Annotated in this window: 20 protein-coding genes, 1 pseudogene and 1 riboswitch; of the genes and pseudogenes, 13 read left to right on the forward strand and 8 right to left on the reverse strand. The window is 66.9% G+C overall.

The window, feature by feature from the left end; all coding sequences use genetic code 11:
* The 4 genes from WAL33_RS16740 to WAL33_RS16755 form a co-directional block, all read left to right on the forward strand.
* Positions 1–1,183, forward strand: a 1,183-nt coding sequence (locus WAL33_RS16740) for a Ppx/GppA family phosphatase (protein WP_422182658.1), incomplete at its 5' end; no start/stop codon positions are given.
* A gap of 328 nt (positions 1,184–1,511) precedes the next feature.
* Positions 1,512–4,460: a TonB-dependent receptor plug domain-containing protein gene (locus WAL33_RS16745; RefSeq protein ID WP_422182659.1), complete on the forward strand. Its 2,949-nt coding sequence runs from the start codon at positions 1,512–1,514 to the stop codon at positions 4,458–4,460.
* Between the two features lie 160 nt (positions 4,461–4,620).
* Entirely contained in the window at positions 4,621–4,899 is a 279-nt protein-coding gene (locus WAL33_RS16750) for a hypothetical protein (protein WP_422182660.1), read from the forward strand.
* A gap of 106 nt (positions 4,900–5,005) precedes the next feature.
* A complete protein-coding gene (locus tag WAL33_RS16755) occupies positions 5,006–7,081 on the forward strand; it encodes an ATP-binding protein (protein WP_422182661.1) in 2,076 nt (691 codons plus the stop codon).
* 10 nt (positions 7,082–7,091) lie between these two features.
* On the opposite strand, the gene rnd is transcribed toward WAL33_RS16755, so the two are convergent.
* Positions 7,092–8,264, reverse strand: coding sequence for a ribonuclease D (gene rnd / locus WAL33_RS16760; RefSeq protein ID WP_422182662.1), 1,173 nt, complete (start codon positions 8,262–8,264; stop codon positions 7,092–7,094).
* A 111-nt stretch (positions 8,265–8,375) separates the two neighbouring features.
* On the opposite strand from rnd, the gene purM reads away from it, so the two are divergent.
* The 5 genes and pseudogenes from purM (at position 8,376) to WAL33_RS16785 (ending at position 14,405) form a co-directional block, all read left to right on the forward strand.
* On the forward strand, positions 8,376–9,401 hold the full coding sequence (purM, locus tag WAL33_RS16765; RefSeq protein WP_422182663.1) for a phosphoribosylformylglycinamidine cyclo-ligase: 1,026 nt from the start codon (positions 8,376–8,378) through the stop codon (positions 9,399–9,401).
* A 3-nt stretch (positions 9,402–9,404) separates the two neighbouring features.
* Positions 9,405–9,517: pseudogene (locus tag WAL33_RS16770) on the forward strand (hypothetical protein); the annotation flags it as partial.
* Positions 9,518–9,535: 18 nt separating this feature from the next.
* A complete protein-coding gene (gene purN, locus WAL33_RS16775; RefSeq protein ID WP_422182701.1) occupies positions 9,536–10,117 on the forward strand; it encodes a phosphoribosylglycinamide formyltransferase in 582 nt (193 codons plus the stop codon).
* A 146-nt stretch (positions 10,118–10,263) separates the two neighbouring features.
* Positions 10,264–10,353, forward strand: a riboswitch (glycine riboswitch).
* Between the two features lie 408 nt (positions 10,354–10,761).
* Positions 10,762–13,116 (forward strand): TonB-dependent receptor, encoded by a 2,355-nt coding sequence (locus WAL33_RS16780; protein WP_422182664.1) that lies wholly within the window; start codon positions 10,762–10,764, stop codon positions 13,114–13,116.
* A 56-nt stretch (positions 13,117–13,172) separates the two neighbouring features.
* Positions 13,173–14,405, forward strand: coding sequence for a dipeptidase (locus WAL33_RS16785; RefSeq protein ID WP_422182665.1), 1,233 nt, complete (start codon positions 13,173–13,175; stop codon positions 14,403–14,405).
* 4 nt (positions 14,406–14,409) lie between these two features.
* Here the strand turns inward: WAL33_RS16785 and WAL33_RS16790 are convergent, their stop codons facing one another.
* The 3 genes from WAL33_RS16790 to ndk form a co-directional block, all read right to left on the reverse strand.
* Entirely contained in the window at positions 14,410–15,054 is a 645-nt protein-coding gene (locus WAL33_RS16790; RefSeq protein ID WP_422182666.1) for a YoaK family protein, read from the reverse strand.
* A 123-nt stretch (positions 15,055–15,177) separates the two neighbouring features.
* A complete protein-coding gene (locus WAL33_RS16795) occupies positions 15,178–17,286 on the reverse strand; it encodes a calcium-binding protein (protein WP_422182667.1) in 2,109 nt (702 codons plus the stop codon).
* 160 nt (positions 17,287–17,446) lie between these two features.
* Entirely contained in the window at positions 17,447–17,866 is a 420-nt protein-coding gene (ndk, locus tag WAL33_RS16800; RefSeq protein WP_422182668.1) for a nucleoside-diphosphate kinase, read from the reverse strand.
* Positions 17,867–17,965: 99 nt separating this feature from the next.
* Here ndk and WAL33_RS16805 point away from each other — a divergent pair, with 99 nt between their 5' ends.
* A complete protein-coding gene (locus WAL33_RS16805) occupies positions 17,966–19,840 on the forward strand; it encodes an ABC-F family ATP-binding cassette domain-containing protein (RefSeq protein ID WP_422182669.1) in 1,875 nt (624 codons plus the stop codon).
* On the opposite strand, the gene WAL33_RS16810 is transcribed toward WAL33_RS16805, so the two are convergent.
* Positions 19,837–20,409 (reverse strand): hypothetical protein, encoded by a 573-nt coding sequence (locus WAL33_RS16810; protein WP_422182670.1) that lies wholly within the window; start codon positions 20,407–20,409, stop codon positions 19,837–19,839. The two genes, WAL33_RS16805 and WAL33_RS16810, sit on opposite strands and share 4 nt — an antisense overlap.
* A 224-nt stretch (positions 20,410–20,633) precedes the next feature.
* On the opposite strand from WAL33_RS16810, the gene WAL33_RS16815 reads away from it, so the two are divergent.
* A complete protein-coding gene (locus WAL33_RS16815; protein WP_422182671.1) occupies positions 20,634–21,038 on the forward strand; it encodes a hypothetical protein in 405 nt (134 codons plus the stop codon).
* A gap of 10 nt (positions 21,039–21,048) precedes the next feature.
* Here WAL33_RS16815 and WAL33_RS16820 read toward each other — a convergent pair whose 3' ends face one another.
* The 3 genes from WAL33_RS16820 to WAL33_RS16830 are packed head-to-tail and all read right to left on the reverse strand — an operon-like array spanning position 21,049 to position 23,323.
* The gene (locus WAL33_RS16820) at positions 21,049–21,381 is read right to left on the reverse strand and encodes a peptidase inhibitor I78 (RefSeq protein WP_422182672.1); all 333 of its coding nucleotides are present in this window, start codon (positions 21,379–21,381) and stop codon (positions 21,049–21,051) included.
* Positions 21,378–21,839 (reverse strand): DNA polymerase III subunit chi, encoded by a 462-nt coding sequence (locus tag WAL33_RS16825; RefSeq protein ID WP_422182673.1) that lies wholly within the window; start codon positions 21,837–21,839, stop codon positions 21,378–21,380. Before WAL33_RS16825 ends, WAL33_RS16820 begins: the two co-directional genes overlap by 4 nt.
* A gap of 2 nt (positions 21,840–21,841) precedes the next feature.
* On the reverse strand, positions 21,842–23,323 hold the full coding sequence (locus WAL33_RS16830; RefSeq protein WP_422182674.1) for a leucyl aminopeptidase: 1,482 nt from the start codon (positions 23,321–23,323) through the stop codon (positions 21,842–21,844).
* 258 nt (positions 23,324–23,581) lie between these two features.
* Here WAL33_RS16830 and lptF point away from each other — a divergent pair, with 258 nt between their 5' ends.
* On the forward strand, positions 23,582–24,718 hold the full coding sequence (gene lptF, locus WAL33_RS16835) for an LPS export ABC transporter permease LptF (protein ID WP_422182675.1): 1,137 nt from the start codon (positions 23,582–23,584) through the stop codon (positions 24,716–24,718).
* On the forward strand, positions 24,715–25,818 hold the full coding sequence (lptG, locus tag WAL33_RS16840; protein WP_422182676.1) for an LPS export ABC transporter permease LptG: 1,104 nt from the start codon (positions 24,715–24,717) through the stop codon (positions 25,816–25,818). The genes lptF and lptG overlap by 4 nt, the downstream gene beginning before the upstream one ends.
* Positions 25,819–25,837: the final 19 nt, after the last annotated feature.

A 25,837-nucleotide genomic window follows, 5' to 3' on the forward strand; every position in this document is an offset into this window, starting at 1 on the left:
CGACGAGACCGGCCTGCGCATGCGGGTGCTGACCGGCGAGGAGGAGGCGCGCTACGCCGCCCTCGGCGTCTTGGCCGGCACCCCCGACTCCACCGGCGTGGTCGGCGACCTGGGCGGCGCCAGCCTGGAGCTGATCCGGCTGGAGGCCACCGGCGCGGGCCTGGGCGTCACCCTGCCGCTGGGCCCGTTCAGCCTGGGCCTGCCGGACGGGTTCGACCTGGAGAAGGTGCGTCGGCTTTGCGCCCAGCGCCTGGCTCCGGCGGCCGAGGCCTTCAAGACCGACGTCTTCCACGCGGTCGGCGGCGCCTGGCGCAATATGGCCCTGCTGCACATGCGCCTGAGCGGCTACCCGCTGCATGTGGTCCACCAGTACACCATCGGCCGCGCCGAGGCCCTGGAGGCCGTGCGGCTGGTGGCCCATCAGTCGAAAAGCTCGCTCGAGCGTATCGAGGGCATGAGCAAGAAGCGCTCGGAGACCCTGCCCTACGCCGCCGTGGTGCTGGAGCAGCTGATCGAGAGCCTGGATTGCAAGCGCATCGAGATCTCGGCCTACGGCGTGCGCGAGGGCCTGCTGTTCGAAGCCATGCCGCCGGGCGTGCGCCGGCTGGATCCGCTGATCGAGGGCTGCGCCTCGTTGGGGGCGCGACAAGGCGTGGCCGACGAGCTGGGCGCGGCGCTCGACGCCTGGCTGGCCCCGGTCCTGGCCCAGCTGCCGCCCTGCTTCGGCGAGCGCGACGCCGTCTTGGCCTCGGCCGCCTGCCGTCTGGCCGACCTGGGCGCGCGGCTGCACCCCGACCATCGCGCCGATCTGGTGTTCGAGCAGGTGCTGCGCGCCCCGATCGCCGGCCAGACCCATCCCGAGCGCGCCTTCCTGGCGGCCGCGGCCTTCGCGCGCCACGCCACCGCCTTCACCCCGCCGGAGATGGATGTCCTGGAGCGGCTGCTCTCGCCCGCCCGGTTGAAGCGCGCGCGAGCCGTCGGGGCCGCCATCCGGCTGGGCTGCGATCTGTCGGGCCGAAGCGCGCCGCTCCTGGCGCGATCGAGACTCGCCATAGACAAGGGCGACCTGCTCCTGACCGCCGAGCCGGGCTACGCCGACCTGCTGCTTGGCGAGCAGACGGCCAAAAGAGCGGGCGCCTTGGCGTCGCTCCTGGGCCTGAAGCTCAAAATTACCGCACTGTGACAATTTAGCAGCGACAACCCTAAGGTTGTATATTTTCGACTTTTGCGCAGAATTTATCGATAAGCGTGATTGCGCATATCGAAAAGCGGCGACAATCACGCGTCAGCGTTGTGGAAATAACTTTCCAATTTGTAATGAAATAACGACGTTACATTTCAGCAATGTGATGATTGTTGACCGATATTCCCAATTGTCTGTAGCCCTCCTGCAACCGCGTTCAGAAAACCTGGATCGCTGGTCATCGAACACCGTCGGACGGCGTTCAGAAACAACGGGGACCATAATCTTGATCACTAAGCCTATGCGTGCGCGCCTCATGGCGTCGACGATGATCTGCAGCGCCGCTGTTGCTCTCCTCGGCGCCACCTCGGCTGCAGCCCAGACCGCTCCGGCCGCGCCGGCTGACGACACCGAAGTCGAAGCCATCGTCGTCACCGGCTCGATGTTCCGCCGGACCGACACCGAGACGCCTTCGCCGGTTACGGTCCTGACCTCCGAGACCCTGGCTCACGCCGGCATCAGCACGGCGGCCGACGCCATTCGCTCGATCTCGGCCGACGGCGCCGGCTCGATCCCCACGGGCTTCCAGGGCGGCTTCAGCGCCGGCGGCTCGGCCGTCTCGCTGCGCGGCCTGGGCGTCTCGTCGACCCTGGTGCTGGTCGACGGCCTGCGTTCGGCCAACTTCCCGCTGAATGACGACGGCCACAACGCCTATGTCGACCTGAACTCGATCCCGTTCAGCCTGATCGACCGCATTGAAGTTCTGAAGGACGGCGCCTCGTCGTCGTACGGCGCCGACGCCATCGGCGGCGTTGTGAACCTGATGCTGAAGAAGACCTTCGTCGGCGTCGCCGGCAGCATGGAAGCCGGCCAAAGCTGGAAGAGCGACGCCGAACACAAGCGCGCCGACCTGACCCTGGGCTACGGCGACTACGCCAAGAGCGGCTGGAACGTCTATATCAACGGCGAATACCAAACCGACGGCCGGGTCACGAACCACAGCCGCGGCTTCCCCTATAACACCCTCGACCTCACCCCGATCGGCGGAGTCGACAACAACACTGCCGACAGCAGCCTGACGCCGACCACCGGCACGCCGACCGCCGTCGTCACCCGCGTTGGCCAGACCGACCTGAACAACCCGCTGGCGGGCGCCGCCGGCGCTCCGTTCACCAACCAATACCAGGCGCTGAACCTGAACTGCCCGGACGGCACGTTCACCATCGCCTCGGGTTCGGCCCAGGGGACGAGCTGCAAGTACAATCTGGCTGACATGTACAACCAGATCGCGCCGCTGCAGAAGCGTTACGCGGTCAACGGCCGCCTGAGCGTCCGTCTCAGCGAGAACATCGAAGCCTACGCCACCGGCAGCTACTCGCGCAGCGACGTCAGCATCAAGGGCCAGCCGCAGAACACGCGTCTTCGCCAGCCGTTCGGCGCCCCCGCCTCCGTGGCCTCCAACAACCCGGGCATGGTCCTGCCGGTGTGGATCTGCCCGACCGGCGTGAACTGCGCCGATCCGGCCACCGCCGGCCGCACCCTGAACCCGAACAATCCGTTCGCGGCCGCCTACGCCAACGACCCGGCCAACGGCGCGGCGCGCATCTACTACGTGTTCGGCGACATCCCGTTCAGCAGCGATCGCACCAACGAAGTCATCCGCGGCACCGCCGGCCTGAGCGGCAGCTTCGGCGATGACTGGAACTGGCGCGTGGACGGCGTCGCCGCCCGGGACAACCTGCGTCTCGAGCAGCACGGCTATCTGAACATCGCCAACACGCTGCACGCCATCAACACCGGCGCCTACAACTTCGTGAACCCGTCGGCCAACACCGCGGCGGTCCGCAATTCGATCTCGCCGGACATCATCACGCCCTCGCACTCGTCGCTGGTCTCGCTGGAAGGCTCGATCACCAAGCGCCTGTGGACCCTGCCGGGCGGCGACATGCAGCTGGCCGTCGGCGGCCAGGTCCGTCGCGAGGAACTGGAAAACAACAACCAGAACGCCCGCCTGGACACCTGGACCCTGACCACCTCGTCGGCGTTCGGCAAGCACACCGTGTCGGCCGGCTACTTCGAAGTTCTGGCCCCCGTGCTTGAGAACGTTGAAGTGAACGTTTCGGGCCGTTACGACCACTACTCCGAAGGCTACGGCCACTTCTCGCCGAAGATCGGCGTGAAATATACGCCGATCAAGCAACTGGCCTTCCGCGGCACCTATGCCGAAGGCTTCCGCGCCCCGACCTTCGCCGAAGCCAGCCCGCGCTCGCAATATGCCGGCTTCTCGAACTACACCCCGCCGGTCAGCTTCCAGAACGCTCACGGCGGCACGGTCACCGGCGGCAACAAGAACCCCTATGCCGGCCAGTACTCGATCGGCGGCGGCTACAACGGCAACCCGGACCTGAAGCCGGAAATCTCGCGCAGCTTCACCGCGGGCGCCATCTATGAGCCGACCCGTTGGCTCAGCATGACGGTCGACTACTACAACGTGAAGAAGGACGGCCTGATCGTCGCCGGTCCGCTGCTCGCCCAGGCGCGCGCGGCCTACTACAGCAAGACGAACCAGACCGACGCCTGCGCCGCTGTCGCGGCCGTGGGTCCGGGCTATTCGTGCAACGTCGTCGACGGCGTCGATCCGCTGTTCCCCTCGGCTCTGCCGCGGGTGCTGATCATCAACGCCCCGTTCGTCAACGCCAACTACCAGATCACCTCGGGCGCCGACTTCGCCGTCACGGCCAAGGCTCCGGTCACCGAAGGCGTTCGCCTGGTCAGCCGTCTTGAAATCACCCACGTGTTCAACTCGGACCTGCACACCGCCGACGGCAAGGTGCAGAAGTACGCGGGGACCCTGGGCCCGAACGGCCTGTCGGCGGGCAACGGTACGCCCGATTGGCGCGGCAACTGGCAGAACACGTTCGAGTTCGGCGACAAGTACACCCTGTCGGCCACCGCCTACTATGTCGGCAAGATCAAGCAGGTCGCCGCCGACGTGTATGAGGACACCAGCTGCGCCAAGGGCAACCTGTACAACAACGGCGACGCGGCGATGGGCGAGAAGTTCTGCTACATCAAGAAGTTCATCAATGTGGACGTGAACGGCACCGCCCAGGTCAACGACCAGGTGCAGCTCTATGCCAACATCGGTAACCTCTTCGCCGAAAAGGCCCCGGTCGCGCCGGGCGCCTATACGTCCAACCCGAACTACCTGAGCGCCTTCCACTATCCCGGCCTGATCGGTCGGACCTTCAAGGTGGGCGTCCGCTTCCAATACTAAGCGAAGCGACCGTTACGAGAGATGGGGCCGGTTCCGAAAGGAGCCGGCCTTTTCTTTTGGAGCGCCCCCGCGACACCCCGCCGCACTGAACGCCGCTCGATGACGCACGGTTTGTTATCCACGGGCGTCGCAAGCTCCGCCATTCAAAGGGAGCTCATCCATGCAGAAGCAGCGGATCGTCGAAGTCGAATACGTCGAAGACCCTATCGTTGTCTCTTCTGCGCCGCTTGAGCGGTCCAGGCTGAGACTCGCCAACGAAAGCGACGTGTCCGTCGTCGGCCCGGCCCGCCGCCTGCAGAACGATCTGGCCCAGGCGTTCGCGGCCGAAGCCGGCTGGTCGGTCAAGCGCACCGTGATGGTCGGCTTGATCTTCCACGCCGTGATCCTGGGCTCCTTGGCCTTGGCGGCGAGCAACCTCATCCCACACATCAAGCCGTAGAAGCTTGAAACAGGTCTGATCGAACGGTGTTACGAAGCGGCGCGACCTTTACCGTTTCAACACGCGCGCATGCAAATGGGGGGCTATGGGCAGGGGGAATGGCATCTTGAACGGCCTGCCGGCGGGACGCCGCGCGGTGCGCAGCCTGCTGACCTTGGGGGCGATCGTCGTGACGATCGTCGTCTTGGGCGGCTGCGCCCTGCTGGCCTTCGCCGCCGTCTCCGTCGACCGTCTGCAGGCTCGCGAAGAGCGCGTCGTCGTCGAGCAGGCTCTTGAGCGCGCCCTCGACCGAATGGATAGCGATGTCGCCTCCGCCGCGGTCTGGAACCAGGCCTTCGACATCGTCCGCCCGGGTGTGGACCCGGCCTGGATGGACGCCGAAATCGGCTCCTACTACGCCAATAACCGCGGCGACGACCTGTCCGTCATCCTGGATTCCGCCGGCAGGCCCTTTTACGCGTGGTTGGAACAGGCGCGCACGACGCCCGAAAGCCAGGCCAAGATGGTCGCCGCGATCGCGCCTCTGATCGCCAGCGTCCGTCGCCAGGAGCGGCTCGCTCATCTCGCCCCAAAGCCGACTGATCCGACCGCCGCCACGGTGGCCGAGACGGCCCATGGGATCGTCTCGGTGGACGGACGGATCTATCTGGTCGCCGTTTCGACCATCTCACCGGAAACGGCCGGACGGCCGCGTCGCAAGACCCCGGCGATGATCGCGCTCTGCGCCCGGCGGCTCGACCGGCACCTGCTGCCCGCGCTCGCCAGCGAGATGCATATCCGCCAGCCGCGCCTGGTCCCGACCCCACCGAACGGCGCCGCGGCGGTCGCCCTGCGCGGCTCCGACGGCAAGCCCGTGAGCTGGCTGGCCTGGTCGCCCAAGCAGCCGGGCCTGGAAGCTGTCCGCCAGGCCGCGCCCCTGGTCTTGCCGGGCGTCCTGCTGCTGATCGTCGCCGGTCTGGCCCTGGCCCTGCGCATCCGCCAGGTGCTGCACGAACTGGACGCCTCGGAGGCCGGCGAGAAGGCGGCCCTGGCCGAGGTGGTCGAGGCCCGCGACCGCGCCCAGAGCGCCAGCCTCGCCAAGTCGCAGTTCCTGGCCAATATGAGCCATGAGATCCGCACGCCCCTGAACGGGGTGCTGGGCATGGCCCAGGTGATGGAGCAGAGCGACCTGGGCTCTCCGCATCGCGAGCACCTGAAGATCATCCGCGACAGCGGCGAGACCCTGCTCGCCATCCTCAACGACGTGCTGGACCTATCCAAGATCGAGTCCGGCCATTTCGAGCTGGACGACCACGTCTTCGACCTGGCCCAGACGGTGGCCGCCGCCTGCCGCCCCTTCGCCCTGCTGGCGGCCCAGAAGGACGTGGACTTCGTCACCGAGATCGCGCCCGACGCTGAAGGCGCGTGGTGCGGCGACAGCGTGCGCCTGCGCCAAGTGCTGTCGAACCTGGCGTCCAACGCCGTGAAGTTCACGCTCGGGGGGCGGATCCGGCTGAGCGTGGAGGCCGCCTCCCCGGGCCTGAGCTTCACCCTGACCGACACGGGCATCGGCATCGCGCCCGAGCGCATCGCCGCCCTGTTCGAGAAGTTCGTCCAGGCCGACAGCTCCACGACCCGTCGCTTCGGCGGCACGGGTCTGGGCCTGGCGATCTCGCGCGAGCTGGTCGAGCGGATGGGCGGGACGCTGCGCATGGACAGCGCGCCTGGCAAGGGCTCGACGTTCAGCTTTCGGCTGCCGTTCGTGCGGGCCGACGCGGCGGACCATCCGGATCCCGCGCCCAGCGAGGGCGACATCCGGTCGCTGCGCATCCTGGCGGCCGAGGACAACGCCACCAACCAGTTCATCCTGCGCGCCCTGCTCGAGCCGACCGGCGTGAAGCTCCACACCGTGGCCAACGGCCGCGAGGCGCTGGACGCCTTCCATGCCGACGACTTCGACCTGATCCTGATGGACGTGCAGATGCCGGTGATGAACGGGGTCGAGGCCGCGCGGGCGATCCGCGAGTGCGAGAGCGCCCACCACCTCTCCCCGACCCCGATCCTGGCCCTGTCGGCCAATGTCATGAGCCATCAGGTGGCCGAATACGCCCAGGCCGGCATGGACGGCGTGGTCGCCAAGCCGGTGGACGCCGGCAAGCTGATCGAGGCCATCGCCGCGGCGATGGAGCGCGGCGCGGCCTGATCTTTGTGGGCTAGTCCGGCTTGGGAGCCGCGCGGCGGACTTCGACGACCCGCACGCGGGCGCCGTCCAGCACCAGGGCCAGCTCGCCGCGCTTGATCTTCAGGGCGTCCGAACCGAAGGCCTCCAGACGCCAGCCCTGCAAGGCCGGCGTGTTGGCTTCATCGTCGGCGGCGATCTTTTCCAGGTCCGAGACCGTGGCGATCAGCTTGGAGGCCACGCCGGCTTCCTCGGCCCGGGCCTTCAGCAGCACCTTCAGCAGTTCGACGACCGCGCCGGCCGAGGCGGGCGGCGGCGGACCGGACTTTTCCAGCACCGGCGCATAGCCTTCCGGGTCGGCCAGGGCGGCCTTGATGGCGGCCAACAGGTCGGGACCGAACTTGGAGCCGCCGAAGCCCTTGGGCACGCTGCGCAGGGTGTTGAGGCCCTCCAGCGAGGTCGGGGCCTGGGTCGCCAGCTCGTCGATGGCCTCGTCCTTGAGGATGCGGCCGCGCGGCTGGTCGCGGGTCTGGGCGGTGCGTTCGCGCCAGGCGGCCACGGCCTTGAACACCGCCAGGTACTTGGCGGCGGTCTTGCGCGGACGCAGGCGGCGCCAGGCCTTTTCCGGATCAACGTCGTAGGCGGCCGGATCGTTGAGCGCCTTCATCTCCTCTTCCACCCAGGCCAGACGGCCGGCCTTGTCCAGGCGGTCGCGCAGGATGGGGAACAGGGTGGCCAGGTGGGTCACGTCGGCCACGGCGTAGGTCAGCTGGGCGTCGCTCAGCGGACGGCGGGCCCAGTCGGTGAAGCGGCTGGACTTGTCCAGCTCGATCTTCAGCATCTGGCGGACCAGGGCGTCATAGGCGATCTGTTCGCCGAACCCGGCGGCCATGCCGGCCACCTGGGTGTCGAACAACGGGGTGGGCATGGCGTTGAGATTGTTGAAGATCTCGACGTCCTGGCGAGCGGCGTGGAACACCTTCAGGACCGAGGGATCGCGCAGGATCTCGAGCAGCGGCTCCAGGTCCATGCCATCGGCCAGCGGGTCGATGCAGGCCTCGATGTCCGGAGAAGCCACCTGGATCAAGCACAGCTTGGGCCAGTAGGTGGTTTCGCGCATGAACTCGGTGTCCACCGCGATGAAGGGCTGGCCCTTCAGCTCATTACAGAACGCCGCCAGCGCGGCGGTAGTGGTGATCGTCGTCATCGGCTGCTAATAGCCTCGCGCACCCCCGAGTCTGCAAGCACAAGCTTGAGGTGTGCGGCAAGTTTCCTTTCAAAAACGGCCCGTTGGCCGTCTTCGAGCCAGAGCGAACGCATGAGCGACCCCCAGAACGGCCTCACCTACGCCCAGGCCGGCGTCGATATCGATGCGGGCGCCGCCCTGGTCGAGGCGATCAAGCCCCTGGCCAAGGCCACGCGCCGCCCCGGCGCGGACGGCGGGCTGGGCGGCTTCGGCGCCCTGTTCGACCTGAAGGCGGCCGGCTACGACGACCCGCTGCTGGTCTCGACCACCGACGGCGTCGGCACCAAGCTGCGCATCGCCATCGATGCCAAGATGCACGGCACGGTCGGCATCGACCTGGTGGCCATGTGCGTCAACGACCTGCTGGCCCAGGGCGCCGAGCCCCTGCTGTTCCTCGACTACTTTGCCACCGGCAAGCTGGACCTGGAGGTCGCCAAGAGCGTGGTCGCCGGCATCGCCGAAGGCTGCAAGCTGGCCGGCGCGGCCCTGGTGGGCGGCGAGACCGCCGAAATGCCCGGCATGTACAGCGACGGCGAATACGATCTGGCCGGCTTCTCGGTCGGCGCGGTCGAGCGCGACGGCGTGTTGCCCAAGCTGGACAAGCAAAGGGCCGGCGACGTCATCATCGGCATCGGCTCGTCGGGCCCGCACTCGAACGGCTACAGCCTGGTGCGCCGCGTGGTCGAGCGCTCGGGCCTGGCCTGGGACGCCCCCGCCCCGTTCGCCGAGGGCCAGACCCTGGCCGAGGCGCTGATGGCCCCGACCCGCATCTATGTGAAGTCGATCCTGCCCCTGCTGCAGTCGGGCCGGGTCAAGGGCGGCGCCCACATCACCGGCGGCGGCCTGATCGAGAACCCGCCGCGCTGCATCGCCGAGGGCCTGGTCCCCGAGTTCGACTGGAACGCCTGGCCCCTGCCCCCGGTCTTCGACTGGCTGCAGCGCGAAGGCGGCATTTCGGACCACGAGCTGCGCCGCACCTTCAACTGCGGGATCGGCTTCATCCTGGTGGTCGCCGCTTCGGACGCCGAACCGGTGCTGGCCGCCTTGCTGAACGCCGACGAGGACGCCTTCATCTGCGGCCAGCTGGTCGCGGCGTAGGCCTTGCGTGAAATCCTCGTCCTTCGACAAGCTCAGGATGAGGATTTCAATTCAGGCTTCCAGCAGCCGGCATCTCCGGTAGCCCTCATCCTGAGCCTGTCGAAGGACGAGGGCGGCCCCACGGAGCTTTCCGCATGACTTCGAAAACCAAGGTCGCCGTCCTGATCTCCGGCCGGGGCTCCAACATGGAGGCCCTGGTCCGGGCCGCCCAGGATCCCGCCTGCCCGTTCGAGATCGCCCTGGTGGTGTCGAACAAGCCCGAGGCCGGCGGGCTGGTCACGGCCGCCGCTGCCGGGATCGAAACCCTGGCCGTCGACCAGAAGCCCTACGGCAAGGATCGAGAGGCCCACGAGCGGGCCATCGACGCGGCCCTGCGAGAACGCGGCGTCCAGGTCGTGGCCCTGGCCGGCTACATGCGCATCCTGACGCCGTTCCTGGTGAACGCCTGGGAGGGCCGGATGCTGAACATCCACCCGTCCCTGCTGCCCGCCTATCCGGGTCTGGACACCCACGGCCGCGCCCTGAGCGCCGGCGAGGTCGAGGCCGGATGCACCGTCCACCTGGTCACCGCCGGCGTCGACGAAGGCCCAGTCCTGGGCCAGGCCCGCGTGCCGATCCTGCCGGGCGACACCGAGCACATGCTGAGCGATCGCGTCCTGGAACAGGAGCACAGGCTCTATCCGGCGACCCTGGCGGCGTTCGTTCAGGACCTCTGACGGCCGAACTTGCACCAGGACGAACTCGCGCGCGCTGGGCGCCGCGAAAAGCGGCGCGGGTTGCGTTTCGAGACGGCGCCTCGATCGGACGCGACCGCCAAGCCCCCTCGTGAATTGACGCAACATCGGTTGCGGATCTGAATAGCCACGCTCTCGCGGGAGAGATCGGGCTCAGGCCCGGCGCTGAAGGCGAAACCGCCCCGGAAACGCTCAAGCAAAAGGACCGCGACGGCCTCGAAACGCTGGAAAGCAGGGCGCGTCTGCGTGCGCCCTCGCCGAAGGAGCAAAGCGCCTGTTCGTCTATGGGACGAGGGTGCTGAATCTCTCAGGCGCCAAGGACAGCGGGGGTGCGGAAGGCGAGCCATCACGGTTCGCCACGACCCTCGCGTGGACCTTCATGACCTGAATCTCAAATCGGATATCGTTGTTTCGAATGCAAAGAGGTTTTGCGTGATAGTTTCCGTAACTATCGCGCCGAAATCGTTTGTGAGTATAAATATAGTATATGATCAATGGTCATAATTTATACATGAATGCGCCAATTTTGACCGTGCATATACATTTGCAAGTCCAAGAGTCTTTCTAAGTTTACCGAAATGGGCGGACCGTCGAGCTTAGCCTCAGTCAAAAGATTGGGGATAATCATGACGAACACGCGTCTTTCACCGGCTTCACGCCACTTCCGGGCCCTGCTGCTGGCCGCTTCGGTGCTTGGCGGCGCCACGCCCGCCCTCGCCCAGGAGACCTCGACCGTCGAAGAACTGGTCGTCACCGGGTCCCGGGTGTCCGAGGCCAGCGTCGCCATCGGCACCGACCACGCCACCGCCACGGTCTCGATCACCCGCGAGGCGCTGCTGTCGGCGCCGGCCGGCGTCACCGGCCTGAAGATGCTGGAGAGCCTGCCCGGCTTCAACGTCCAGGCCAACGACGCCCTGGGCATGTACGAGTTCGGCAACTCGGTCTCGGTGCGGGCCTTCAACTTCCAGCAGATCGGCTTCCTGCTGGACAACATCCCGATGGGCCGCAGCGACCAGTTCGGCGGCAGCCCGATCTATCGCTATGTCGACAACGAGAACCTGCTGCGGGTGACCGCTTCGGCCGGGGCCGGCGACGTCTCGCTGCCCAGCTACGCCTCGCTGGGCCCGATTGTCGACTACTTCACCCAGAAGCCGTCGGAGACCGCAGGCGGCTCGGCCAGCTTCACGCTCGGAAGCGACGCCCTCAAGCGCGGCTTCCTGCGCCTGGAGTCGGGCAAGGTCGGCCCGCTGTCGGGCTATGTCAGCGGCTCGTGGATCAAGGGCGACCTGTGGCGCGGCCCGGGCACGATCGATCGCAAGCACTATGAAGGCAAGCTGCGCTACGACCTGCCCAACGGCGGCGACCTCAGCTTCCAGACCGTTCACAACGACTACTACGACTTCGACAGCCCCTCGATCACCAAGGCTCAGTACGCAGGCACGGCCAACGATGCGTTCGGCCGCAAGGGTCGCGACTTCGCCTATCTGGGATATGTGCCGGCCGGCTTGGCGCCGGCCGTCTACAATGGCCTGACAGGGCCGACCTATTCCAACGTCGGCCATGCCCAGTACTACAAGTTTGCGGTCAACAAGCGGAAGGACCACCTCTACGGCCTGACCCTGAACACCCCGGTCACCGACGCGATCGACTTCACCACGACCGCCTATTACGAGGACAAGTCGGGCTACGGCGTCTCGCCCGAAGCTTGGGCCACCTCGCGGGCCAGCTACGAGGCCGAACTGGGCAAGGTCGCGGGCCTGACCGCGCCCAAGGGCATCCAGTACGGCCTGTCGGGCATCGACGGCACGCGCAAGGGGATCACGGCGAAGGGCGAGTGGCGCGTCGGCTTCAACACCTTCGAGGCCGGCCTCTGGCTCGAGGACGACGACTATCACCGCACCCAGGCGCGCTACAACGTCCTGGACGGCAATCCCGACGGGGCGCCGCTGCTGAACGAACCGGTTCACCTGCAGCGCAACTACGTCTCAACCCGTCAGACCACGCAGATCTTCGTCAAGGATACGCTGAGCCTGGTCGACGACAAGCTGAAGGTCGAGCTGGGCTTCAAGTCCACCGACATCGACTACAAGATCAGCGGCTACCGCAATCCGGCCGACTATATCAATCTGCGGCAGCCGACGATCAAGGATAACTGGAAGGACAACTTCCTGCCGCAGGTCGGGGTGGTCTACAACCTTAACAGCCGCGACCAGATCTTCTCGTCCTATTCGGAAAACATGGCCCTGCCCCGCGGCGCCGACGACGTGTTCTCGGCCGCCAGTCCGACGGTGGCCGGACCCAAGCCGGAGACCTCGAAGAACCTGGAACTGGGCTATCGCGCCAACCGCCCGACCTTCAACGCCTCGGTCGTGGCCTACAAGACCACCTTCAAGAACCGTCTGCAGCAGTTCAACACCGAGGTGCCGGGCGGCGGCGGCGCGGTCGAGAGCTTCTTCCAGAACGTCGGGGCGGTCGACGCCCAGGGCGTCGAGTTCAGCGGCCAGTGGAAGCCGAACCTGCTGGGCGGCAAGATCTATTTCAACGCCAACGCCTCGTACAACAAGTCGGAGTTCCAGGACGACGTCCCAGGCTACCGCTCCAGCGCGACGGCGACGCCGGTCACCCTGGCGATGAAGGGCAAGTCGGTGCCGGACTTCCCCGAATGGCTGTTCCAGGGCGGGGTGACGGTCGAACCGACGGACGGGTTCGTCTTCAATGTTTCGGCCCGCCACATCGACGACCGCTTCACCAACTTCGTCAATAACGAGACCACCAAGGGCTACACCATCGTCAACGCCTATCTCGACCTGGGCGACGGGTTCGGGGCGGGTCCGTTCGAGCAGATCAAGGCGCGGGTCAATGTCGATAACATCTTCGACAAGGACTATCTGGGCACGATCAGCACCACGGTGAACACCCCGGCCAGCTTCCGGCCCGGTTCGCACCGCACGATCCAGTTCACCCTCTCCGCCGACTTCTAGGTCAACGATCCGGCCGGTCTCGAAAGGGGCCGGCCGGACAGTTTCAGAGTATCCGCATGACCCGCACCCTGCTCCTGGCCGCCGTCTCGGCCCTGGCCCTCGCCACGTCCTCGCCCCCCTCTTCAGCCCGGGCCGCCGAAACCGCCGCCTCGGTCCGCAAGATCCACGAGGGCCTGCTGACCCTCGACACCCACCTGGACACCCCGGCTCATTTCAGCCGCCCTGGCTGGGACATCCTGGATCGCCACGACACGGCCAAGGACGGCTCGCAGATCGACTATCCGCGCATGGTCGAGGGCGGTCTGGATGGCGGCTTCTTCGCCATCTACACGCCCCAGGGCCCGCGCACGCCCGAGGCCACCCGCGCCGCGCGCGACGGCGCCCTGATCCGCGGGGTCGAGATCCGCGAGATGGTCGCCAAGCACGGCGACAAGTTCGGCATGGCGCTGAAGGCCGACGACGCCGCCAGGATCGCCGCTCAAGGCAAGCGGGTGGTCTTCATGAGCGTCGAGAACAGCTATCCGATGGACGGCGACGTCACCCTGCTGTCCAGCTTCTACGCCTTGGGCGTACGGATCTCGGGGCTGGCGCATTTCAAGAACAACGACATGGCCGACAGCGCCACCGACAAGCCGGAATGGAATGGCCTGTCGCCGCTCGGAAAGTCGTTCGTGGCCGAGGCCAACCGCCTGGGCGTGGTGCTGGACGGCTCGCACTCGTCCGACGCGGTGCTGGACCAGCTGATCGCCCTGTCCAAGACCCCGGTGATCCTGACCCATTCGGGCTGCAAGGGGGTGTTCGACCATCCCCGCAACGTCGATGACGCCCGCATCAAGGCTCTGGCCGACAGCGGCGGAGTGATCCAGATCGACGCCTATTCCAGCTATCTGATCGACACGCCCAAGAACCCCGACCGCGAAGCCGCCATGGCCGCCCTGATGGCCAAGGTCGGGGCGCGCAACAAGATGACCGAAGAGCAGCGCGCCGCCTTCATGGCCGAGCGCAACGCCATCGACGCCAAGTGGCCGATGACCAAGGCGACCTTCCAGGACTTCATGAACCACCTCAACCACGCCCTGAAGGTGGCTGGGGTCGATCACGTGGGCATCGGCATCGACTTCGACGGCGGCGGCGGCGTGACGGGCCTCAACGACGCCTCGGACTACTGGAAGATCTCCCAGGCCCTGCTGGCCGAGGGCTACACCCCGGCCGACCTGGAGAAGATCTGGAGCGGCAACGTCCTGCGCCTGCTGCGCGCCGCCGAGGCGGCCAAGGCCCCGACGGGGTGAGGCGTCAGGCGTTCGTCCATTCCCGCCAGGCCTTGACGGCGGCCAGGAGCGCGACCAGCGCCGCCGCCGCCCACAGGGCCAGGACGCCGACCCGCAGATAGGCGCCCGCGCCCAGGGCGCCGCCCAGGCTCAGTCCGGCCCACAGCAGCGCATAGGGCCCCCAGGCCCAGCGATCGCCGCCGGTCAGGGCCGCGGCGATCCGCTGTCCGGTCTTGACCAGGGCCCCGGTCATGTAGGTCAGCCCCACCCCGACATCGCCGTCGCGCTGGAACACCGCGTTCTCGGCGCCCATGGCCAGGACCATGGCCGCGACGCCCGCCGTGTCGAAGCCGCAGGAGATCAGTCCGGCGGCGGCGGTCAGCAGCCCGGCCTCCAGCGCCAGGATCACCGATCGCCGCCCCTCGCCCGCCTTGCGCACGACGAGCGCCCCCAACACCACGCCGACGACGAACAGCCCGATCAGCGCCAGGGCCGTACGGGCCATCGCCCACTGCCCCGTGGCGATGCCCACGCCCAGCCGGGTGGAGTTGCCGCTCATGAACGAGACGAAGAACCCGCCCAGCTTGAGAAAGCCGATGGCGTCGACATAGCCGGCGACGCCCGACAGGCCCACCGCCAGGGCGACGTCGCGGCGGCGATAGTCCTTCATGGCGCGGCTCCCGATGACGACCGTGATCGTCGTCGGTCCGAGCGTGTCCTGTCACTCAAAATCTTGAAGCGGGCCTAGACCTCCGACGAAGTGTCGATAGGACGCTTGCCGCCAATCAGGCCATCAAACGAAGATGAAGTCCGACGCGTGCAGTGTGGGGTTGCTGGCCATCTGGGCGATCAGAACCCCCTGGCCGGCGCCGACGCCGTCGATGTCGTACCAAAGAGCGTGGCTGGTGGTGTCGTAGTAGAAGGTGGCCGTCGCGGCGGTCGGGGTGACGCCGGGTCCAGACAGGAAGCCGAGACCCGGGGTCAGCTGAAACCCCGCCGGGGCTCCGAACGCGGCCCCGTTGACGATGATCCGATCACCGTCGGCGCTGTTGAAGTCGATGATGTTGTCGCCGCCCTCGGTCATGTCACCGTAGTAGAATACGTCCGCCCCCGCCTGGCCGATCAATTGATCCGCGCCCGCGCCGCCGTAGAGGAAGTCCTCGCCGGCCTCTCCCCACAGGGCGTCGGCGCCTTCCTGGCCGGCCAGGAAGTCGTTCCCCGTCCCGCCGTAGAGGGCGTCGACGCCATCCTCGCCGAACAGGGTGTCGGCGCCGTCTTCGCCATAGACGGCGTCGTTCCCGCTTCCGCCCATGACGAGGTCCGCGCCGATCCAGCCGTAAATTTGGTCGTTCCCCGATTGGCCATGGACGAGGTCGTCGCCGGCTCCGGCGTAGAGCTGGTCCTGGCCGTCGCCGCCATACAGCGTGTCGTTGCCGTCCAGGCCCTGGAGGTTGTTGTCCAGGGCGTTGCCGGTCAGCACGTTGTCCAGGGCGTTGCCGGCCCCGTTCACCGCGCCGTCCGTCAGGACCAGCGCCTCGACATTGTCGGGCAGGGTCAGGTCGACGCTGGTGTGGATCGCGTCATAGCCCTTGGCTGGGTTTTCGATCACGTAGGTCGCGCTGTCGACGATCTCGTAGGTGTCGTCGCCATTCCCGCCATACAGGGAGCTGGCGCCCGGCCCGGACACCAGCAGGTCGTCGCCATCGTCGCCGAAGAGATCGTCGACGCCGCCGTTGCCGATGATGACGTCGTTCCCCCCGGCGCCGTGGATGAGGTTGGCGTCGCTCGTACCGGTCAGGACGTCCGCCCCTTCCGTGCCGTAGACCGCGTCGCCGGGATCGGGTTGCAGGGTGATGATCTGCCCCTGGACGACTCCCGCGTTGTGGGTCGAGGTGATCAGGAAGCCGCCATCGTGCAGGGCGGTGATGTCGTTCTCGCCCCCCCAGCTGATCTGACCGGCCGCCTGGGCGTCGAGAGAGATGCGCTGGCTGCCTTGGAACGAGTCCAGGTGTTCGCCCTGGGCGTCGGTGTAGTGGATCAGCGTGTTGACGCCGTTGGTCGCCAGCTGGAAGTCCAGATGGGGCGTCTCGAAGTTCGGAAAGGCCACCAGAGTGCTTGTCGACAGGGGCTGGCCAGACGCCGAGATCGTGTCGAGCCTGATGCTGAAGTACGGCGGCAGATGCCGGATGGTGGTCGTGGCGATGTAGGCCACCGAGAAGCCGCCGTCGGCCTGCTGCACCACCTGGAAATCGGTATAGGCGGTCGTGGGCTGGTCGGGATCGGCCGGCGTGGACGGAAGATCGATCAGGGTGATCGCCGCACCCGCCACGCCCGAGGCCGAGTAGGTCTGGAGATAGATGTCGGCGCCGAGGCTGACCACGCCGAATCCCCCATCGTTCAGGGCGACGATCTGGCGGCCGTCTCCGGCGGTCGTCAGGGGGGTGACGGCCAGACCGTTCGGCGCGAACACCTGCCAGCCGGAATTGGAGCCGAGGACATAGTTGCCGCCGGTCAGGGCGAGGGCGACCGCCTCGGGATTCCCAGCGACGCTGCGCACCGATGTTTCACCGCCGACCGTCGTTCCAGCGGCGCTGAAGGCCTGGCTGCGGATCAGCTGGCTGTCCTGATCCCACCAGATCGCCACGAAGCCGCCGTTGGCGAGGCCCGCCACCACCGGCCAGAACTGGTTCCCGACCGTGGTCGAGCTGAGCGTGAACTCCGGCACGGAAACTGATCCGTCCGCATTCAGGATCTTGGCCTTGACGTCAACATCGCCGCCGGCGGTTTCCTGCCAGACGCTGACCGCCCGCCCGTCAACCAGGATCGTGTTCTCCGGGTAGGCCGGCAGGGCCCCTGCGCCGGGATCGATGACGAACGGCGGGCTTTCGGTGATGACGGGCATGACGCTCTCCCTGCTTGCCTTGGCGCCGGCGACCGCGCCGAGCGTCTTGGCCTAAAGCTAGAACCGGGAGATTGATCCTGCCAGCGCTCCTGCGACCGCCCAAACGAAAAGGCCGGCGGATCGCTCCGCCGGCCTCTTGCGATCGGTAAGGCGAAAAGCCTTAGCCAACGATCTCTTCGTCCTTGAAGAACTGGGCGATTTCGATGGCCGCGTTCTCGAGGCTGTCCGAACCGTGGACCGAGTTCTCGCCGATCGACAGGGCGAACAGCTTGCGGATCGTGCCGGCGTCGGCGTTTTCCGGGTTCGTGGCGCCCATCACTTCGCGGTACTTCAGGACGGCGTTGGGGCCTTCCAGAACCTGGACGACAACCGGCTCGGCGGTCATCTGGGCGACCAGCTCACCGTAGAACGGGCGCTCGGCGTGGACTTCGTAGAACTTCTTGGCTTGAGCGTCGCTCAGCTTGACGCGGCGCTGGGCCACGATGCGCAGACCGGCTTCTTCGATGACGGCGTTGATCTTGCCCGTCAGGTTGCGACGCGTGGCGTCAGGCTTGATGATCGAGAAGGTACGTTCGGTCATGATCCGAAAATCTCACAGAGAAAGTTTGTAGATTGGGAGGTTGCGGGCTTATAGCCGGGCGCCTCCTCCCCGCCAACCCGCCGCGTACCTTTAAATCAAATGCTCCAGATCAAAGACCTGACCTTCAATGCCTGGGGTCGGAAGTTCTTCGACCACGCCAGCGTGAGTCTGCCGCCCGGCGCCAAGGTGGGGCTGATCGGCCGCAACGGCGTGGGCAAGTCCACGCTGTTCAAGCTGATCCTCGGCCAGTTGCAGGCCAGCGACGACGAGATCAGCCTGCCCAAGAGCGCCCGGATCGGTTCGGTGGACCAGGAGCACCCGGCCACGCCCTTCACCCTGCTGGAGACCGTGCTGGAGGCCGACGAGGAGCGCCACCGGCTGCTGACCAGCCTGGACACCGCTGAGCCCGAGGACATGGGCGAGATCTGGGCCCGGCTGATCGAGATCGACGCCGACGCCGCGCCGGCCAAGGCCTCGGAAATCCTGGTCGGCCTGGGCTTCAGCCAGGAAGACCTGGCCCGGCCGATGGCCGAGTTCTCCGGCGGCTGGCGCATGCGCGTGGCCCTGGCCGCGGCGCTGTTCGCCGAGCCGGACATGCTGCTGCTGGACGAACCGACCAACTATCTCGACCTGGAAGGCGCCCTGTGGCTTGAGGCGCGCCTGCAGAAGTATCCGCACACCGCCCTGATCGTCAGCCACGACCGCGAGCTGCTCAACAACAGCTGCACCCACATGCTGCACCTGGCCGGCGGCAAGCTGGAGCTCTACACCGGCGGCTACGACGACTTCGAGGAGCGCCGCGCCGAGAAGGCCCGCCTGCAGCTGTCGGCCAAGGCCAAGCAGGACGCCGAGCGCGCCCACCTGCAGGCCTTCGTCGACCGTTTCAAGGCCAAGGCCTCCAAGGCGGCGCAAGCGCAGTCGCGGATGAAACGCCTGGCCAAGATGCAGCCGGTGGCCACCACGATCGAGGAGCGCGTCGCCCCCTTCACCCTGCCCTCGCCGCCGCGCCCGCTGCCGCCGCCGCTGATCCGGCTGGAGCGCGCCAATGTCGGCTATGAGGAAGGCCGCTCGATCCTCAAGAACCTCAACCTACGCATGGACCTGGACGACCGCATCGGCCTGTTGGGCGTCAACGGCGCGGGCAAGTCGACCTTCGCCAAGATGATCGCGGGGGCGCTGGGCGTGCAGTCGGGCGAATTCCATCGCGACCGCAAGATGAAGGTCGGCTGGTTCCACCAGCACCAGATCGAGGCGATGGATCCGGACGACACGCCGCTGGAGATCATCCGTCGGGCCATGCCGGACGCTTCGGAATCCTCGCGCCGCTCGCGTCTGGCCCAGTTCGGCCTCGGCTTCGAGAAGCAGGAGACCACGGTCGCTAATCTGTCGGGCGGCGAACGGGCCCGCCTGTTGCTCAACATGGTGGCGATGGACGCGCCGCACATGCTGATCCTCGACGAACCGACCAACCACCTGGACATCGACAGCCGCCGGGCCCTGCTGGACGCGCTGAACGACTACGAGGGCGCGGTGATCCTGATCACCCACGACCGTTCGCTGATGGAGTTGGTCGCCGACCGCCTGTGGCTGGCCGCCGACGGCACCGTCAAGCCGTTCGACGGCGACATGGACGAGTACGCCAAGTTCGTGCTCGACCGCGCCAAGCAGGCGGTGAAACCCACCCAGGTCGCGCGCGAGCCGGCCAAGGCCGATGTTCCCGCCGCCGCACCGCCCAAGAAAACCGTCGCCATCGAGCCCCTGAAGCGCAAGATCGAGGCCGCCGAGCAGGTCGTCACCCGCACGACCCGTCAGGTGGCCGAGCTGGACGCCCAGTTGGCCGATCCGCAGCTCTACAAGAACCCGACCAAGGTCGCCGAACTGACCAAACGCCGCGACAACGCCAAGGCCAAGCTGGACGAGGCCGAGGCGGTGTGGATGGGTCTGGCCGAGGAACTGACGGCGGCCGAGGCCTAGACCTGCGTCAACGGCCGAGCGGGAACGGGTTCCGCTGAGTCCATCGCGGCTTGGAAGGCGGCCATGGCGGCGCGATACGGCGCCATCACCTGGTCGCGCTTGGCTTGCTCGGCGGCGTAGGTCACCTGCCACTGGGATTGGGTCTGGGCGGTGGCGGCCATCTTGACGGTTCCGCCCATGGCCGCCGCGATCTTGTTGGCGCGCCATTGAGCCAGTTGCGGCCCGCCATCATAGGGTTCGTCGGCGCCCGTGATAATGCCGTCGGCCTTGCCATAGGTCACCGAGCTGCCGCCGTTGTAGAGCCGAGCCACCACCTGGCCGTTCTTATAGACTTCGGCGAACAGCTTGGACGGATCGTCGTCCGACACCACGCCGGCCTTGTCCATCGCTTGGATCAGAGTCTCCGGGTCGAGCGGCTGCAGCATCGGAAAGCTGCGCGGCGTGACCTGAAGCGGCGTCGCGTTCAGCCGCTTGAGCTCGGAAACCGGGATGCCCCCTTCGGGACGGAGCGACGTCGCCGTCGTCATGCGCGCCAGGCCGCTGGTCGAATTCACCGCGCTGATCGTCATCGGTCGCTCTCCGGGTTTCGCTGAGCCGAGGGGAGCAATCCCCATGCCAGAGCTAAAACCGTCGGAAATTCAACGCACGGCCTGGAAGGCTGGCAACCTTGGCGGGCATCTATTGCCCAGCTGCGGCAAAAACGCGCGGGCGGGTTTCGCGCACGGTTTGGTTAAGGGTCGCGAAACCACATCTCTTAGCCATTATGTGAGACAACGGCGATATTTCTGCGCTCATGAGCCCAGGAAATTCATCGCGAAACCACATCGTCGCCAATCCGGAAGGCCTGTCGGCCCACTCGGTGCTGGCGGCCTTCGGTCAATGGCTGGACCAGCGTCTGGCCGAGGCCATGCGGCTGGACATGGACCTGGCCTTCCGCGACCGTCCATTCGACGTCGAGATCGGCCGCACGCCCGCCCTGGTCGGCTGGGAGCACCGCTTTCTGCAGCCTGGCGCCCCGGCTCCGCGCGGCAAGATCTGGACCGTCTATCGGCTGCAAGACCAGCTCGGCCGCCCCGCGCTCCTGCACGGGCATGCCGACGACTATGCCGACACAGTGACCCCACTGCTGGGCGAGCTGGGCTATCTGGGCGTGTTCGACGGCGAACCGGCCTTGTTCCCGGGCGTCGGAACCCGCTAAGCGGCCCGTCCTATCCGCACTTGACCTGCTGGACGACGCCGGTGTCGGGATTGAACAGGATGTTCAGCCGGTCGGGGCGGTAATCCATGGTCACCGGGCAGGTGGTGCAGGCCACCCGCCAGCGCGAGGGATCGACCGGGGCCGGCAGGTCGGTGCGGTTCTTGCCGACGAAGGCCTGGGCCTCCTTCAGACCGCACTGGTCCTTGTCGGGCTCGGACGGCTTGGGAAGGGCGATGGCCGGCGGCGCGGTCCGGGTTTCCGGCGGCGGCATCGGCGCGGGTTCGGGCGCGCTGGAGCACGAGGCCAGGACCAGGACGACGCCCGTCAACAGCAACCGATTCATGCCTGCTTCTCCCATCCGCGTTCGGCGCCCTGACGCCAGTAGGACACGGGATGACCCGCGCCCTTGAAAGCCTTCCATCGACCCCGCGCCAGGCGCAGGGCCTCTTCGTCGCGACCGTCGAACAGCAGGATGCAGCGTTCGAACGCCGCAAGATCGCCCGGCTCGGCCCCGTCGAGCAGGAACAACGCCTGACCGTCGTTCGGGTTGTCCAGCTTGTCGGTCAGCAGCACCGGCTGGCGGTCGGCCATCGGCTCGTCAGCCAGGCCGTGCGGCAGGAAGCTGTCCTCCCGCCAGGTCCACAGATGGGCGTCCAGGGCCCGCAAGCGGGCCGGATCGTCGCTACGCACCAGCGCCCGCCAGCCGCGCCCCAGGGTCTTTTCCAGCAGTCCGGGCAGCACCTCTTCCAAGGGGCTGCGCTCGAGGTGATAGAACCAGATGTCGCAGGGCGCGGCGGTCAAGGTCAGCCTTCGTAGGCGTCGGCTACGAGGCGGTTGAGCAGACGCACGCCGAAGCCGACCGCGCCGTCCGGGACGGTCGGATCGGTCGAGGGCTTCTTCCAGGCCACCGAGGCGATGTCCAGGTGAGCCCAGGGCACGCCGTTGACGAACTTCTGCAGGAACAGCGCCGCGGTGATCGAACCGGCCGGGCGGCCGCCTATGTTCTTCAGGTCGGCGATCGGGCTTTCGATCTGCTTTTCGTAGGCGGCCGGCATCGGCATGCGCCACAGCGGCTCGCGCTCGGCCTTGCCGGCGGCCAGAAGCTTTTCCGACAAGCCGTCGTTATTGCTGAACAGGCCGCCCAGATCGTGACCCAGCGAGATGATGATCGCGCCCGTCAGGGTGGCCAGGTCGACCATGAACTTGGGCTTGAAACGGTCCTGGCAGTACCAGAGGGCGTCGGCCAGAACGAGGCGGCCCTCGGCGTCGGTGTTGATGACCTCGATGGTCTGGCCCGACATCGAGGTGACCACGTCGCCCGGGCGCTGGGCGTTGCCGTCCGGCATGTTCTCGACCAGGCCCAGGACGCCGATGGCGTTGACCTTGGCCTTGCGGCCGGCCAGGGCGTGCATGACGCCGGTCACGGCGGCCGCGCCGCCCATGTCCCACTTCATGTCCTCCATGCCGTCGGCGGGCTTGATGCTGATGCCGCCGGTGTCGAAGGTCACGCCCTTGCCGACGAAGGCCACGGGCTGAGCCGACTTGTCGGACGCGCCCAGCCACTTGATCACCACCAGCTGGCTCTCGCGACGGCTGCCCTGCCCCACGCCCAGCAGGCTGCCCATGCCCAGCTTGGCCATCTGCGCCTCGCCGAGGATCTCGACCTCCAGACCCAGCTTCTCCAGGCCCTTCACGCGAGCGGCGAAGCTCTCGGGATGCAGGATGTTGGCCGGCTCGGAGACCAGGTCGCGGCTGAACAGGACGGCGTCGGCCACGGCTTCCAGGCTTGCGAACGCCTTTTGCGCCTTGGCGGGATCAGCGGCCGCGACCTTGACCACGGTCACGGAGGGCTTCTTCTCGGCCTTCTCGGTGGTGCGGTACTTGTCGAAACGATAGGCCGCCAGCTTGACGCCGAAGGCCGCGCGGGCGGCCGTCTCGGCGTCGCCGCCCAATTTCAGCAACAGTTCGGTGACGCCCGAGGCCTTCAGCGCCTGAAAGGCGTGACCGGCGGCGAGCTCGACCGCCTCGGGCTCGACGGCGCCGTCGCCGTCGACGCCGACCAACAACACCCGAGCGGCCTCCAGGCCGGCGGGGGCGACCAGGTCCAGGGTCTGACCCTTGGCGCCGGTGAAACGTCCGCCGGCGACGGCGCGGGCCAGGGCCCCGCCGGTCGCCTCATTGACGGCCTTGGCTTCCGGCGACAGGGCGGCGGCCTCGTAGGCGAGGACGGCCAAGGCGGCGTTGGCGCCGGCCTGGGTGTCGGCGGTGACGAACTCGATACGCATGACGCGCTCCTGAAAACCGATGGAGCCCTAGCGGGACCTTCAGTCCGTTGGATTGACCCAAACCTGAACCGAAGAAAAGCACCAATCGTCGGGCGCGTCGGCGCGATGGTCGTCCCATGGGAAGCCGCGCCGCTTTTCCGCCTGACTTGAGCGGTTGTGCGCACGCGAACACGCCGTGTAGAAGAGACCGACATTTGGGGGCCGCACCGCGCGACTCCGCCCTTTTTCCCTCCCCGTCGGTCTCCTGCCCCAACCGCGATGCGCCTGATCGAACGCTACCTCTTCCGCCAGCTGCTGGGCCCGACGCTGCTGGCGACGTTGGCCCTGGTCGCGCTCGCCCTGTTGGCGCGCAGCCTGTCGGAGTTCGATGTCATTATCGAGCAACGCCAAAGCGCAGGGGTTTTCCTGAAGATCATCGCCCTAGCCCTGCCCCAGTTGCTGGCCATGGTCCTGCCGATCGCCGTGTTCGTCGCCACCCTCGTGGCCCTGAACCGGCTGCACACCGAGCAGGAAATCGTCGTCTGTTTCGCGGGCGGCATGAGTCGCTGGCGGGTGATCTCGCCGGCTGTGCGGTTGGCGGTCTATGCGACGCTGTTGTCCCTGGTCATGAGCCTGTGGGTGGCGCCGTGGAGCTCCCGGGCGATTCGCGAAACCTTCTTCGACATGAAGTCCGACCTGGCCTCGATCCTGGTGCGCCCGGGCGAGTTCACCGAGCCGGGTCCGAACCTGACGGTCTACGCCCAGACTATCGACCGCGACCAGGTCATCCACAATCTGTTCATCCACCAGGAAAAGGCCAACGGCGGCTCCATCACCTACACCGCCCGCGAAGGCGTCATCGGCGAGCGCAAGGGGTTGCCGGTGCTGATCCTGCGCAAGGGCTCCAACCAGGAGTTTTCCAGCTCGGGCGTGCTCCAGTACCTGTCCTGGGACGAATACACCTTCGACCTCAGCTCGCTGTTTCAAAACGACGAGCTGCTTCACTACAAGATCGCCGATCGCTACCCGCATGAACTGTTCTTCCCCGACCTCACCCAGACCTGGGAGCAAAACAACCAGGTAAAGCTGCTGTCGGAAGGCCACTGGCGCCTGACCAGCCCGCTCTACAACCTGGCCATGATGTCGATGGCCTTGGCGGCGGTGCTCGGCGGATCGTTCAGCCGTATGGGCTACAGTAAGCGGATCGCCGTCGTCGGCGCCGCCGCCGCCATGGTTCAAATTCTGGGCTTTGGCGTGAAGGCGGCCTGCGACAACGACGCCGCACTCAATCCGCTGCAGTACGTCGTGCCGCTCGCAGCGATCTGGTGGGGCCTGAGCCAGATTTTCCGCCAGAAGGTCGGACGCTACATCGCGATCGGCGGACGCACCGCGCTCCAACCGCTGGAGGGGCGATGATCGGCGTCGGCATGATCGAACGCTATGTGCTCAGAAAGACCCTGAGCGGTCTCGCCAGCGCCTTGGCGGTTGTCAGCGTGTTGGTCATGCTGATCGCCTTCGTCGACATTTCCAAGAATGTCGGGACCCGAACCGAGGCGGGCTTCGCCCAACTGCTGTTCCTGACCTTGCTGCAGGCGCCCGCCACGATCTTGGTGCTGACGCCCTTCATCTTCCTGTTCGGCACCTTGGGCGCCTTCGTCGGACTGAACCGGCGCAGCGAACTGATCGCGATGCGGGCCGCGGGTGTTTCGGCCTGGCGCTTCATCATGCCCGCGGCCGTCGCCGCCTTCGTGATGGGTCTGCTGACCCTGACCCTGCTCAATCCCCTGACCTCGGCGATGAGCGCCCAGTTCGAGACCTCGCGCAACGCGCTGATGGAAAACTACCTGAAGTCGGCGCCCAAGGGTCTGTGGCTGCGCCAGGGCGATGATAAGACCCAGGTCGTCATCCGGGCCCGGGCGCGCGACCAGGTCGATGACTCGGTTCGCCTGCGCGGGGTGTCGTTGTTCGTCTATGCGGTGCAGCCCAACGGCGCCCTGCAGTTCTCGCAACGCATCGAGGCGGACGAGGCCCGGCTGGAACCGGGTTTCTGGCGGCTGTCGGGTGTGCGCGTGGCCATGCCGGGCTCCGGCGCGATCCGCTCCGAGACCTACACGATGCCGTCCGATCTGGACGACCGCACCGCGTCCGAGCGGTTCAACAATCCCCAAGCCATCGTTGTCTGGCGGCTGCCCGAGACCATCAAGCGCACGGAAGCGGCGGGCTTCTCGTCGATCCCCTTCCGGCTGCGCCTGCAACAGGTTCTGGCCACCCCGTTGCTGTTCGCGGCGATGTCGGTGCTGGCCGCCGCCTTTTCGCTGCGGCTGATGCGGCTGGGCGGCCTGGCGAGCCTTGCCGGCGCCGGGGTGACGTTGGGCTTTGGTTTCTTCTTCTTTAACGAGCTGTGTGGCGCACTGGGCAAGGCTGATGTGCTGACGCCGGTCATGGCCGCGTGGACGCCGCCGATCGTGGCGCTTTTGGCGGGTCTGACCCTGCTTTGCTATACCGAGGATGGTTGAGTCTGTGTCCGGATCGAGG

It is taken from the genome of Caulobacter sp. (genome assembly GCF_049283275.1).
In the GTDB taxonomy this organism is placed as follows: Bacteria; Pseudomonadota; Alphaproteobacteria; order Caulobacterales; family Caulobacteraceae; genus Caulobacter.

Bases quoted from the DNA above. Each gene is read 5' to 3' on its own strand.
- purN (WP_422182701.1), top strand. From the start codon at position 9,536: ATGACTTCGAAAACCAAGGTCGCCGTCCTGATCTCCGGCCGGGGCTCC.
- WAL33_RS16820 (WP_422182672.1), bottom strand. From the start codon at position 21,381: ATGAATCGGTTGCTGTTGACGGGCGTCGTCCTGGTCCTGGCCTCGTGC.
- WAL33_RS16750 (WP_422182660.1), top strand. From the start codon at position 4,621: ATGCAGAAGCAGCGGATCGTCGAAGTCGAATACGTCGAAGACCCTATC.
- ndk (WP_422182668.1), bottom strand. From the start codon at position 17,866: ATGACCGAACGTACCTTCTCGATCATCAAGCCTGACGCCACGCGTCGC.
- WAL33_RS16785 (WP_422182665.1), top strand. From the start codon at position 13,173: ATGACCCGCACCCTGCTCCTGGCCGCCGTCTCGGCCCTGGCCCTCGCC.
- rnd (WP_422182662.1), bottom strand. From the start codon at position 8,264: ATGACGACGATCACCACTACCGCCGCGCTGGCGGCGTTCTGTAATGAG.
- WAL33_RS16830 (WP_422182674.1), bottom strand. From the start codon at position 23,323: ATGCGTATCGAGTTCGTCACCGCCGACACCCAGGCCGGCGCCAACGCC.
- lptF (WP_422182675.1), top strand. From the start codon at position 23,582: ATGCGCCTGATCGAACGCTACCTCTTCCGCCAGCTGCTGGGCCCGACG.
- WAL33_RS16795 (WP_422182667.1), bottom strand. From the start codon at position 17,286: ATGCCCGTCATCACCGAAAGCCCGCCGTTCGTCATCGATCCCGGCGCA.
- purM (WP_422182663.1), top strand. From the start codon at position 8,376: ATGAGCGACCCCCAGAACGGCCTCACCTACGCCCAGGCCGGCGTCGAT.
- lptG (WP_422182676.1), top strand. From the start codon at position 24,715: ATGATCGGCGTCGGCATGATCGAACGCTATGTGCTCAGAAAGACCCTG.
- WAL33_RS16790 (WP_422182666.1), bottom strand. From the start codon at position 15,054: ATGAAGGACTATCGCCGCCGCGACGTCGCCCTGGCGGTGGGCCTGTCG.
- WAL33_RS16780 (WP_422182664.1), top strand. From the start codon at position 10,762: ATGACGAACACGCGTCTTTCACCGGCTTCACGCCACTTCCGGGCCCTG.
- WAL33_RS16805 (WP_422182669.1), top strand. From the start codon at position 17,966: ATGCTCCAGATCAAAGACCTGACCTTCAATGCCTGGGGTCGGAAGTTC.
- WAL33_RS16810 (WP_422182670.1), bottom strand. From the start codon at position 20,409: ATGACGATCAGCGCGGTGAATTCGACCAGCGGCCTGGCGCGCATGACG.
- WAL33_RS16815 (WP_422182671.1), top strand. From the start codon at position 20,634: ATGAGCCCAGGAAATTCATCGCGAAACCACATCGTCGCCAATCCGGAA.
- WAL33_RS16745 (WP_422182659.1), top strand. From the start codon at position 1,512: ATGATCTGCAGCGCCGCTGTTGCTCTCCTCGGCGCCACCTCGGCTGCA.